At 58.7% G+C, this 11465-nt stretch carries 12 protein-coding genes; 5 read left to right on the forward strand and 7 right to left on the reverse strand.

Going from position 1 to position 11465, the window contains the following annotated elements; translation table 11 throughout:
• On the forward strand, positions 1-114 hold a 114-nt coding region (locus HKN06_12015), incomplete at its 5' end, for a tellurium resistance protein TerC (GenBank protein NNF62038.1).
• 4 nt (positions 115-118) lie between these two features.
• Positions 119-1276, forward strand: a complete 1158-nt coding sequence (locus tag HKN06_12020) for a mechanosensitive ion channel family protein (protein NNF62039.1) — start codon at positions 119-121, stop codon at positions 1274-1276.
• Positions 1277-1365: 89 nt separating this feature from the next.
• Here the strand turns inward: HKN06_12020 and HKN06_12025 are convergent, their stop codons facing one another.
• The 6 genes from HKN06_12025 to HKN06_12050 all read right to left on the reverse strand — a co-directional run bounded on the left by HKN06_12025 (position 1366) and on the right by HKN06_12050 (position 6479).
• The gene (locus HKN06_12025; GenBank protein ID NNF62040.1) at positions 1366-2676 is read right to left on the reverse strand and encodes a tetratricopeptide repeat protein; all 1311 of its coding nucleotides are present in this window, start codon (positions 2674-2676) and stop codon (positions 1366-1368) included.
• A gap of 10 nt (positions 2677-2686) precedes the next feature.
• A complete protein-coding gene (locus tag HKN06_12030) occupies positions 2687-3301 on the reverse strand; it encodes an energy transducer TonB (protein ID NNF62041.1) in 615 nt (204 codons plus the stop codon).
• 76 nt (positions 3302-3377) lie between these two features.
• A complete protein-coding gene (locus tag HKN06_12035; GenBank protein ID NNF62042.1) occupies positions 3378-3779 on the reverse strand; it encodes a biopolymer transporter ExbD in 402 nt (133 codons plus the stop codon).
• A gap of 26 nt (positions 3780-3805) precedes the next feature.
• Positions 3806-4291, reverse strand: a complete 486-nt coding sequence (locus HKN06_12040) for a MotA/TolQ/ExbB proton channel family protein (protein NNF62043.1) — start codon at positions 4289-4291, stop codon at positions 3806-3808.
• 53 nt (positions 4292-4344) lie between these two features.
• Complete coding sequence (locus HKN06_12045) at positions 4345-5709, reverse strand: energy transducer TonB (GenBank protein NNF62044.1); 1365 nt, start codon at positions 5707-5709, stop codon at positions 4345-4347.
• Positions 5706-6479 (reverse strand): DUF3450 domain-containing protein, encoded by a 774-nt coding sequence (locus HKN06_12050; protein NNF62045.1) that lies wholly within the window; start codon positions 6477-6479, stop codon positions 5706-5708. Before HKN06_12050 ends, HKN06_12045 begins: the two co-directional genes overlap by 4 nt.
• 269 nt (positions 6480-6748) lie before the next feature.
• Here HKN06_12050 and HKN06_12055 point away from each other — a divergent pair, with 269 nt between their 5' ends.
• From HKN06_12055 to HKN06_12065, 3 genes are read left to right on the forward strand one after another with little or no spacing between them, the layout of a single operon-like run.
• On the forward strand, positions 6749-8641 hold the full coding sequence (locus HKN06_12055; GenBank protein NNF62046.1) for a diguanylate cyclase: 1893 nt from the start codon (positions 6749-6751) through the stop codon (positions 8639-8641).
• A 37-nt stretch (positions 8642-8678) separates the two neighbouring features.
• Positions 8679-10046 (forward strand): SLC13/DASS family transporter, encoded by a 1368-nt coding sequence (locus HKN06_12060; protein NNF62047.1) that lies wholly within the window; start codon positions 8679-8681, stop codon positions 10044-10046.
• 29 nt (positions 10047-10075) lie between these two features.
• Positions 10076-10624 (forward strand): hypothetical protein, encoded by a 549-nt coding sequence (locus HKN06_12065; GenBank protein NNF62048.1) that lies wholly within the window; start codon positions 10076-10078, stop codon positions 10622-10624.
• Between the two features lie 343 nt (positions 10625-10967).
• On the opposite strand, the gene HKN06_12070 is transcribed toward HKN06_12065, so the two are convergent.
• Complete coding sequence (locus HKN06_12070; protein NNF62049.1) at positions 10968-11216, reverse strand: hypothetical protein; 249 nt, start codon at positions 11214-11216, stop codon at positions 10968-10970.
• Positions 11217-11465 lie beyond the last annotated feature (249 nt).

An 11465-nucleotide genomic window follows, 5' to 3' on the forward strand; every position in this document is an offset into this window, starting at 1 on the left:
ACCTTCTACTTTGTCATTGTTGTGATGGCGCTGAGTGATGTCGTGCAGTCACGCTATCGCAGGAAACTCATCGCCGAAAATGCCGCGCAGCTGCGCCGCACCAGAAAGGGATAATCCGATGGCTCAGGATACAACCGCACAAAACGCCACTGAGGAAGCAACTGCGCCGGTTCCGGCGATTGCCGAACAGCTGCCGGAATTTACCGATTATCTGCCCGAATCGGTATTGCCGTACTGGGAAATAGTTGCTCACTACCCGATTGTGGGTGCAGCAGCGATCGCGCTGATCTTTTTCCTCATTGCCTACGTGGTGCGCGCGGTGCTTCTGCGCAGCGTACACAAGATCAGTGCGAAGACGTCGAGCACGCTGGACGACGCGCTGGTCCAGACGCTCAGCAAGCCCATTTTTAACACGGTCTTCATTTTCGGCCTTACCCTGGCGGCACGGGCCGCACAGCTCCCCGAGACTGTCACCAGCATCACCGTCAACCTGCTGCTGTCGATCATCGTCGTTATCTGGATGATGGCGGCGTTCCGTCTGGCCGGCGTTATATTTCGTGCACTGGCCAATGTACGCGACAAGTTTCGCATCATCGAAGAACGTACATTTCCGCTGTTCGACCTGATTACCAAGCTGGCTACGTTGCTGGTCGGCAGCTACGCGCTATTGATGATATGGGGTATCAACCCGGCCGGCTGGCTCGCTTCTGCGGGTATCGTCGGTATTGCCGTCGGTTTTGCTGCCCGCGATACGCTGGCTAACCTGTTTTCCGGCTTTTTTATCCTGGTCGATGCGCCATACCAGATTGGCGACTACGTCAACCTCGATTCGGGCGAGCGTGGCAAGGTCACGCACGTAGGGATGCGCAGTACCCGACTGCTGACCCGCGACGACATTGAGATCACGGTACCCAATGCCGTTATCGGCAACGCTAAAATAATCAACGAGAGTGGCGGGCCCTGGGAAAAGCTCCGCGTTCGCATCCCGGTTGGTGTTGCCTACGGTTCGGACGTGGAGACAGTTTGCGACGTGCTGATGGGCGTCGCCGAGGCCAAAGACGGCGTATGCCGTAACCCGGCTGCGCGGGTTCGTATGCGGGGTTTCGGAGCCTCGAGCCTGGATTTTGAACTGCTGTGCTGGATCAACGAACCGGAAAAACGTGGCGTCATGCGTCACGAGCTGCTGATGGCAGTTTACAACGCGCTAAACGATGCCAGTATCGAGATTCCGTACACCAAGCAGGACATCTACATCAAGGAGATGCCGGGCAGTTAGCGACGGCCCGCCTGGCCAACGCTGGCCACGGCCCCTGGCAAAGAAAAGGCGGCCACAGGCCGCCTTTGAAAAAAAATTGATGCCAGGGATCAGCCAGCAGGCGTGTCGCGGAGCATTTCGTCAACCTCGCGCGGCGCCTGCGTCGGCACCACCTGGTCGAGCGTTGCGGCACGCTCGATTTCGCTATCGACGTGAGCTATCCACTGCCGTGCCACGCGTGCACTACGATCGTCGCTTGTTGCAGCAGAGAACGCATTGCGCGCGCCACGCAGTTTTTTCTGGTTGAACAGCGCCATACCGAGCATTACGTTAGCCGTATCCGGACGCTTGACGCCGCCCAGGCTCAACCCGCGCTGGATTGCCTCAGTAGCCGGCTCCCATTGCTCCAGGTTGATGTGTGCTTGTGCAAGGCGCACGTACAGCTCACCGTCACCCGTCATTTCGGCAGCCCGGCGCAGCGGGGGAATGGCCTTTTCATCCTCACGCGCCTGGTACCAGGACTGCGACAGCAGTCGCAGATTACGCTCGTTGTTCTCAATCCGGCCGGTCCCCATCTCTTTCTCCAGCAACACCGCGGCCTTGTAAGGCAGGTCGTGCATGAGATAAAGATTCGCCATATTTGTCAGGTGGTTCGAGGTATTTAGCAGGTTCGCCTCGTACAGCAACTCGGTCAGCGCCAGCTGCTTCTTGGTATCGCCCAGCTCGCTATAGGCTGCCGCAAGCGTTAGCACATAACGGTCTTTCGGGTAGTGCTGCAGCAACTCCTTCAGCACCGTGACCATGTTGCGGTAGTCTTTCTTCTCGTAATAGATAACCCGCAACAGGAGCAGCCAGTTTTCCCGCGGGGTGCGGCCCTGCTCACGGTATTTATCGATCGCCGTCCGGATTGGACCGAGCGCGCGATCGTACTGCCCTTTCTGGAAATACGCCTGCCCCAGCAGCATGTAAACATCCGCGCTGGGTTCATCGAGCATACTCATCAGCCGCTGCACTGTGCTTAAAGCAGCGTCGTAGTCTTCCTCGGTGAAGTACAGCTGAGCCATTGTTTTGAGCGTGCTTTGCACCAGCGCCTCGGGCAGCTCACCCTGTTGCAGGAGATTTTCGTAGGCACTGATCGCCTGACGATACTTTTCTTCCTGATAATAGGTATAAGCCTCGAGATTCCAGATCTGCGCGAGTTCGTAGCTGGACAAGCCCCGCTTCTGCCGCAGTTTCCCCAGCCGTTGATAAACGGAAGCATATTGGCCGTCTTCGGCCAGCTGCTGCGATTCCTGCAGTTCCTCATAAACTGCCTGACTCATTGCAACCGTTTGCTTGGTCTTTTCATCGCCCTGTGCGCCGGCCGCCGCAGTAAACAGCAGCAGCACCGCCAGAAACCCGACTTTCAGCCTGTAATTCATCGACACGGCCTCAGTTTTCAATCTGGTAAGTAAATTTGTTGCGTACACCCGGCACCTCGATGGCCTCACCATCGACGACACGCGGCTTGTACTTGAACTTCAACGCCGCCTGGATGGAAGCGCGATGGAACAATGAGCTGGTGCACTGCCCCTCAAGCACGCGCGGATCGCGGGTCGTGCCCTGCCTGGTCACGGTGTATTCGACGATACAGAAACCCTCCAGGCCGCGTGATAACGCACGATCAGGATAGATCGGCGCCACCTTCACGATCGGCAGGTAGTCGCCCTCGCCTACACCGAGACTGAAGCCGGCACCGCTGAGCTCAATATTGGTCTCCACCGGAACCGCGGAAATTGCAATCTTGTCTGCGGATGCATTGACGTCATCCAGCTTTGGCGTCGGCGGGGTTTCCGGCGGCGCCTCGGGTGCCGGTGGTTTTTCCGGCTTTATCTCGCGACGGTTTACAAATTCCGACCGTTTCAGCCGCACGAAATCGACCAGGCGGATTGACTTATCGTCGCCCAGTTCGTTTTCGCCGGTTGAAATCAGGTACTGCATGGTCCAAAGCAAGCCGGCAGTTACAACTACCGCAAATAAGGTACCCAGTACCAGCCGGGTCGCCATCCCGGCGCTGGAGCCTGCCAACTCTATGGCATGTGTTGGCGCTGATCCACCAGTAGCACTCATCTCGCCTACCTCGTTAGTCGTTTGCCGCTATCGCGATCTGGTACACACCGGCGGAACGTGACGCGTCCATCACTTTCACCAGCATTTCGTTGCGAGAGTCCTTGTCGGCCTGGATTACAACCGTACCCTGCGGATTCTCCGCGTGCAGCCGCTCGATGTTCGGGCGCACCTGTCGCTCGTCCACTTTGCGTCGATTGATCCAGATTTCGTCGTTACCGGTGATAGCGATGAGGATATTGGCTTTCTCCTGCACCTCAGCGGTAGCAGCATCCGGCCGGTTCACCTCGATACCCGCTTCCTTGATAAAAGTTGCGGTCACGATAAAGAAAATAAGCAGGATGAACACCACGTCCAGCATGGGCGTGATATCGATCCTGGTTTCCTCTTCCTCTGTGTTCTGAAAAAGCTGTTTCATTGTTTAAATCTCTGGTGAATACCGGATCAGTGATCCATCGTCATGTGTTCTGCAAGCAGCTCGCGTTCGCTGTAGGCCTTGTTGTCGAGCCATGCGCTCATGGCCAGACCCGACAGGGCCGCAACCATTCCAGCCATCGTCGGTACCGTCGCCATCGACACGCCCGCGGCCATTGACCGCGGGTTGCCCGAACCGGAAATCGCCATTACCTCGAACACGCTGATCATGCCCGTAACGGTGCCGAGCAAGCCCATCAGCGGGCACAGCGCGACACAGGTCTTTAGCAGAGCCAGGTTTTGATCCAGCGCCTGCCCGACAACGGACACAAGTTCTTCGCGGACGCGGCGCGCGTGCCACGACTCGCGCTCATCGCGCCCTTCCCAGATCGCCAGTGCCTTACGCACCATTGACGGGTAGCGAGCCCGCAGGAAGAACAGGCGCTCAAAAATGAGCGCCCACATGATGAGCGTCAATACAGCGATCAGCGTGAGCACGGTACCGCCCAGCTCCATAAAATCGCGGACGCTTTCCAGCGCCGGCAGGTAGTAATAAAGCGTTTCCACGCTTACTTACCCTCTGCCCGCCGCGCGAGAATGCCTGCCGCCTGTTCCTGCAGTATCTGGGTAACCGACTTGGATCGGCTCGACACCAGCGTGTGCAGGAACAGCGTCGGGATGGCAACGCACAGCCCAAGTACCGTCGTGACCAGGGCCTGCGAGATGCCGCCGGCCATGAGCTTCGGATCGCCGGTACCGAACAGCGTGATCGCCTGGAAGGTGTTGATCATGCCGGTAACGGTACCGAGCAGGCCGAGCAACGGCGCCACCGCGGCAATAATTTTCAGGAACGTCAGCATACTGTTTAGCTTCGGTGTCTCTTTTAAGATCGCCTCGCCCATCTTGAGTTCCAGGGTTTCTACATCGACCGCCTTGTTTTCGTTGTAAACGGCAAGCACGCGGCCAAGAGGGTTGTTGCCCGGATTCTCCGGATTTTTCATCTGGCTATGGACTCTTGCGCCTACGCCAGTCAGGGCAACGAAGCGCCAGATCGCCACCAGCAGGGCCAGGATACCCAGCCCGATGATGATGTAGCCGATCCAGCCACCCTGGTCGATGCGCTCACGCAGGTTGGGTGTCTCGGTCAGCAGACCGACCAACTGGCCACGCAGCGGGTCCAGAGCGAACGGCTGGTAGCCCGAAGAAGCGCTTTCGACGTCGGGGATCTTGCTGGTGTAGCGCGATGCGGGCTGGCGCCCCAGCTCAATCAGTCGCCCGGTCTCGGTGACATGCTGTAGATAGTTACCGTTCGATACGACGTTGAACAGGCCGACACGCGTCACTTCACGCTGCTCTTCGTCACCAGTGGCTGAAACCACCGTTGCCGGGAACTTGACTGTCTTGCCGGACTCGGTCATCTCACGCTGCAGTTCGAACCACAGCCGCTCGATTTCTTCCAGCGAGGCGAGGCGGTTGCCCTGCCCCATCTTCTGCGCGAACTCTGTCAGGAAATCGGACCGATCGGGATACTGCAGCTGGGTCAGCGAGCCTTCAAACTGGCCGCGCGCATCGCCGGCAGTCTGCTGCAACACGCCGAACAGCTCTTTAAGCGAACCGAGTCGTTCCTGCAGCTGGCGATCCAGCTCGATAATCTCTTTGTCGTTTACATCGAACTGCGCTTCCATCTGGGCCGAACGGCGTTCGCCCTGGGTACGCAATTGCTTTGCTTCCTCCAGCAGCTGCGCCTGGCGCGCGCGATTAGCGCGAAACTCTGCAATCCGCTGCTGGTTAACCTGGTTGTCTGCTGCACGTCCCTGACGGACCTGCTGCAACAGCTGATCGAGGCTGACTGCGTCCTGTGCCGAAACACCGGCGGGCAGAGCGATCACCAGTGCCGCTGCGGCGGCAATTAATACTTTATTGAAGTTTTTCATTTGCTGCCTCCCGCCACAGGTGCCGGGACCGGAACGATTAGCATATCCGGCGCCTTCTGCTTACGGGCGATACGCAGCCCGTTGGTCAACTGGGCCTTATACAGGGCCGGTGACACTTCTTCGAATTGCCTGCTTTCCTTGTTGTAGGCACCCGTCTGATCGCCGCCGATCGTCTGGTACATCAACGAGATTCGGCCTACACGCAGGAAGTCTGCCTCGCGCGCTTTGCCGTCGACGACCACCGTTCCTTTGTAGGCCTCGATGGTGCGACCAAACTCGTTTTCGATCTGGAAGGCTTCCATGACACGACGCAGCTGTTCGGCGGCAGTTACATCCGACCGCTCCATCAGCACGCGAAGTTTCTCGATGCGCTCGGTTCTTTCTTCCAGCAGAAAGGGCACGTCGAGCCTGACGAACTCATCGAGTGAATCGATCATGCTGATCATCAACGGGACAATTTGCCGCTCGATCAGCGAGACTTTGTCGATCGAGTCGGTAAGAACGGTTTTCTCGCGCTCCTGGTTGTCGATCTGCCGCTGCAGGAGACCGTTGTAAACATTCAGACCGTCGACCACTTTGAGCACCGTACGGTATTCACTAAGCAGTTCGTTGGCCTGATCAGCGAGATTCTCTATTCGCTGCTGAGCCTGGGCACCTTCATTAGCACGCGCCTCACCCTGCGCGATGAGCTGATTGATCTGTGCGAATGCCGATACCGGGAATATCAAACCCAGTAATACAACCCCCACCAGATAACGACATCTAGTCATATCCGTACCTTCCGAATTTCAGTTTCTCTAGTCAGAACACCACGAAAAAAGAATTCGCTGTGTTCCCCCAAATCTAAACTAGTGGCGCCCCCACCCCCGCGGGACAACGCCGAACTGCGAGGCAGAGACCAAGCAGACCCAAAACTCTATCGCTAAACTCCTGCCGGGTCGACTGGCACTTTATAATGATGCGACGCAGCATCGGCGGCATCGCCGTTAAAGAGTTTCGACTTCCCGCCGATCCTTCTTGAGTTATGCCCAATAACAACATGTTGCCCGAATTACCGGTCCCCGGCCCGGAGGTCGCGCTGGCGCTTTTCCTGCTGTTGGCGATCTATGCAGGAGCCCTGCACGCCGCAAACTCCGGGCGCTTTCCCGGACTGGCGTGGCTCGGCGGCCGTACGATCGGCCGCGACCTGGCCATTGGCCTGGGCGTATTGGCGACAGCGCCGGCTATCGCGCTGGCCGTAGTGCTTGCCAGTCATTCTGCGGGGCAACGCGAGGACCGGGCCGCCGAGTTGTTGCAGGAGACAGCCAACACCATTTCTACCGGCCTCGACGAGCTGTTCGACAAACACATGAACGGTATCGCCAGCCTCGCCAACACGATCCAGCGCAGCGGACGGATGGATGTAGCATCTTTGACTGATGCCATCGTGTCGCATCACGAGCTTTACCCGGATTACCTGACGATGCTCGCTGCCAATACCTTTGGCGACATTGTCACGGCTACCACGATGGTGCAGGGACGACCGCTGCGCATCAGCTCGCTCAATCACAACATCAGCGATCGTCCCTACTTTGTTACCCCAATGCGCGAAGGTGGGGTGTTTGTTTCGGATGTATTCCAGGGCCGCGGGCTGGGACAGGACCCGATAATTGCAGTAAGCGCACGGGTCAGCACGATTGATGGCACGCCGTGGGGCATTGTCGAGGGATCGCTGAACCTCCAGCGGCTGTCACGATTTCATCCGGCAACGACCATGTTCGGCCAGGACATAGAGCTGTTGATACTGGACCAGCGTGATCGGGTCATCTCAAGCACGCGCGCGGACTCACGCATTCTCGAAACGGTGAGCCTGCCCTTGCTCAATGCCGATGCGGAGAAAAACGACAGACTGTACACCCACGCCGTTTCCGGGCTGGGCTGGCAGGTGCACGCCAGCATCCCGCGGGCGCCTGTGCATGCCGAGGTCTGGGTTGATGCCCGCGCTACGTTGTTGTGGCTGCTGTCGGCAGTCGCTATTGCAATCATGCTCTCCACGGCGATTGCCAGACGCGTTACACGGCCGCTGACAGCACTGAAAACCGCGGTACGGGCGCTTGACCTCGAGGGAGCCGATGCCGACCTTGCAGCGCCTCCCGGTGCTCCGGAAGAAATACGGCAGGTTTACGAACACCTGTCTTCAATGTCGAACCGGATGCAAAATTCACACCGGCAGCTGACCGCTGCAGTGGAAGCCGGCAAACACTACCGGCAGCAGCTTGAGACTACGCTGGCACGCCGTGAGACAGAGATCCGCAGTCGCACCAACGAACTGGAACACACAAATCGAAACCTGCGAACGCTGAGTAACGTCGACCAGCTGACGGGCCTGGCCAACCGGCGGCGTTTCACTGAAGCCATCGACCAGGCGTGGCGCCATTGCATGCGCGAACAGAGTCCGGTTTCGCTGGTACTGCTCGATATCGATCACTTTAAAGCATTCAATGACACCTACGGGCACCAAAATGGTGACTACTGCCTGGCCCGCGTGGGCGGCGCGCTGTCTGCCTGCGTCTGGCGACCGCTGGATCTCGTGGCGCGCTATGGTGGCGAGGAATTCGTCATGGTGCTGGCCAACACTGAACTTGACAATGCACTGTCCATTGCCGGACGCACGCGAAGGGTAATCGAGGACATGCGGCTGCCCCATGCCGGCGCCCCTGACGGCTTCGTTACTTTGTCGCTTGGCGTTGCCAGCACTGTGCCGCAACGTGGCTCTGATTATCAGCTCCTGCTGCAGGAAGCCGACCGCGCGCTGTACTTTGCCAAGGAAAAAGGCCGCAATCGTGTCGGGTGGGCTGATCAGGGCGAACTGAGGCTGATGGGCGACAAGAACCCCGGCCATAACGCTGACCAGATCATCGAGTTCCGTCTGCCGGTAACTGACACCGACTGAGTCTGCCGTGATAGCCTCCCCGGCGGGGAGGAACAGCGTGAAAACACTGGCCTTGTTCGGCGGGCCGGCCCTCGCGGCAGCGCTTGGCGTTTATCTCAGTGCGACCGGTTCGGACGCTGCCGTTGCGTGGACCGCAGCAGTTACCGTGCTGTGTGCGGTCTGGTGGATATTCGAACCGATTCCGATTCCGGCCACTTCGCTGCTACCGCTCGCGGTGCTTCCATTGGTCGGCGTATTGACGCCGGCAGAAGTCGGCGAGTCTTACGGCAATTCCCTGATCCTGCTACTGATGGGCGGTTTCATGCTGTCGACAGCGATGGAACGCAGCGGCGTACATCGTCGCCTGGCGCTGGGCATGGTCAATCTGTTTGGCGGCGGCGGTGGCCGACCGCTGGTATTCGGGTTCATGCTGGCGTCTGCCGTGCTCAGCATGTGGATTTCCAACACTGCCACCACGCTCATGCTGCTGCCGATTGCGCTGGCCGTCATCGACCAGACCCGCGACCATCGCCTGCAGCTCGCGTTGCTGCTCGGCATCGCCTATGCGGGCAGCGTAGGCGGGCTTGGCACGCCAATCGGCACGCCGCCGAATCTCATTTTCATGAAGGTATATACCGAAACCACCGGCATTCGGCTGACCTTTACGGACTGGATGCGCTGGGGCCTGCCGGTGACCGCCATCATGATTCCGATTATCGGTCTGTGGCTGACCCGGCGACTGGAGCATAGCGCCCCGCTGCGCTTGCCGGAGTCCGGCGCATGGCGTAGCGAAGAAATCCGTACGCTGATCGTGTTTATGCTGACAGCACTGGCGTGGGTCACTCGCAGTGAGCCCTTTGGCGGATGGAGCGCAATGCTGGGATTACCTGATGCAAATGATGCAAGCGTGGCGCTGCTTGCAGTCGTCGTCATGTTTCTGCTCCCAAACGGCCACGGCGAGAAACTGCTCGACTGGAAAACCGCCAGCAGCATTCCCTGGGGCATCCTGATCCTGTTTGGCGCCGGCATCTGTATTGCCAAGGCATTTGGTAACTCAGGGATCAGCACCGCAATAGGCGAAGCCCTGTCAGGACTGCGGCACCTTCCTGTGTTGCTGGTCATCGCGATTATTTGCCTCACCGTAACGTTTCTTACCGAGGTAACGAGTAATACCGCAACAACGGCTTTGCTGATGCCGATCATGGCAGCGGCTGCGGTGTCCAGCGGACTGGATCCGCGACTGCTGATGGTGCCCGCAGCAATGACCGCCAGTTGTGCATTCATGCTGCCGGTGGCGACCGGCCCGAACGCCGTTATTTTCAGCAGCGGTCGCGTGCAGATCCGCGAGATGGCACGGGAGGGGCTGATATTGAACCTGATCGGTGTCGTTGTAGTGACATTGGTCTGCTACTTTATATTTGGTTGAGTGTCTGATCACCGGAAAAGGGGATAAACATGGTGAGTCTGCTTTCTTTGTGGATGCCGGTCCTGATTGCTGCAGCATTGTGCTGGATCGCCGGCGCAATTCTGTGGACGGCACTGCCGCTGCACAAGTCTGATTACGCACGGGTCGACAACGAGGAGGCTGCCCGCGACGCCCTGCGCAGCCTGTCGGCGGGCCAGTACAACATCCCTCATATCGCCGATCCGTCGAAGCTGTCCGACGACGACAAGCAAAAGTTTGCCGATGGTCCGGTCGCTTTCATCACGGTGCTGGACAAAGGCATGCCCAACATGGGCAAGAATCTTGTGATCCAGTTTATTTTTTATACCGTTGTGAGCGCACTCGTTGGCTATGTTGCCGCCGCGTCGCTGCCGGCCGGCGCCGCGTACCTTGCAGTCTTCCAGGTCGTCGGCATGACCGCGTGGCTGGCATACGGCGCCGCTGCTCTGCAGGATTGCATCTGGTTTGGCCGGCCGTGGTCAACGGCGTTCAAGAGCGTGTTCGATGCGCTGGTCTATGCGCTGCTGACCGCCGGCGTATTCGGCTGGTTGTGGCCCTGACGCGAGGCTACTCGCGACCATCCCCGTGAGAGCGCCTGCAGGAGCGTCCTGTAGGAGCGGCTTTAGCCGCGAACCGCAAAACCCCGCCTGCCGCAACCTGCAGGAGCGGCTTTAGCCGCGAACCGCAAAACCCCGCGAGACCCTTCGCGCCTGAAGGCGTTCCTGCACGCGAATACACAAACCCCGCCAAATATTTAAGGCGCTCCTGCACGCGAATGCACAATGCCTGCGAAATATTTACCGCGGCCCGTAGGAGCGGCTTTAGCCGCGAACAGCGATCAGGCCCGTTATGGTCTTCGCCCATGTTCGCGGCTAAAGCCGCTCCTACACGCCGGATCATAAATCAACGCGATCGTTTTTTGCGCTTGTTGCGCTTGCGGCCGTTGGGCCCCGGGCCTTCACCACCCCACTGCTCCCGATGCGCCTGCATTGCGGCGCTGGTGACACCGGCATGCCGATTGGACAACAACAGTGACGAAGGCGGGCATGGGCGCGCCCGGATTACCCCCAGGTCGCGCGCAGCTTCGAACAGGCTCGGGTACCAGCCCTCCCAGTTCGGCAACAATTCTTCCACGCGCTGTTTCAACGTCATCGCAAATTGACCTTAGCGCATGGCGTCGGCCCGTACAACGCGACAGTTCATTGACTCGATAAATGTTTTCTGGTTACGAGTTGGATGGGGACAGTACATTTGTAGGTCGGTCGTCGCGACTAAAGTTGCTCCCACGAAGCTCTGTTGCGGGTAGTCGCGACTGAAGTCGCTCCCGAGAAGTCATGTCGCAAGTAGTCGCGACTGAAGTCGCTCCCACGAGGCTTTGTCGCAGGGAGTCGCGACTGAAGT

It is taken from the genome of Gammaproteobacteria bacterium (assembly GCA_013003425.1).
In the GTDB taxonomy this organism is placed as follows: domain Bacteria; phylum Pseudomonadota; class Gammaproteobacteria; order Steroidobacterales; family JABDKV01; genus JABDJB01.

Coding starts and splice junctions, on each gene's coding strand:
- HKN06_12020 (NNF62039.1), top strand. CDS start 119: ATGGCTCAGGATACAACCGCACAAAACGCCACTGAGGAAGCAACTGCG.
- HKN06_12025 (NNF62040.1), bottom strand. CDS start 2,676: ATGAATTACAGGCTGAAAGTCGGGTTTCTGGCGGTGCTGCTGCTGTTT.
- HKN06_12030 (NNF62041.1), bottom strand. CDS start 3,301: ATGGCGACCCGGCTGGTACTGGGTACCTTATTTGCGGTAGTTGTAACT.
- HKN06_12035 (NNF62042.1), bottom strand. CDS start 3,779: ATGAAACAGCTTTTTCAGAACACAGAGGAAGAGGAAACCAGGATCGAT.
- HKN06_12040 (NNF62043.1), bottom strand. CDS start 4,291: ATGGAGCTGGGCGGTACCGTGCTCACGCTGATCGCTGTATTGACGCTC.
- HKN06_12045 (NNF62044.1), bottom strand. CDS start 5,709: ATGAAAAACTTCAATAAAGTATTAATTGCCGCCGCAGCGGCACTGGTG.
- HKN06_12050 (NNF62045.1), bottom strand. CDS start 6,479: ATGACTAGATGTCGTTATCTGGTGGGGGTTGTATTACTGGGTTTGATA.
- HKN06_12055 (NNF62046.1), top strand. CDS start 6,749: ATGTTGCCCGAATTACCGGTCCCCGGCCCGGAGGTCGCGCTGGCGCTT.
- HKN06_12065 (NNF62048.1), top strand. CDS start 10,076: ATGGTGAGTCTGCTTTCTTTGTGGATGCCGGTCCTGATTGCTGCAGCA.
- HKN06_12070 (NNF62049.1), bottom strand. CDS start 11,216: ATGACGTTGAAACAGCGCGTGGAAGAATTGTTGCCGAACTGGGAGGGC.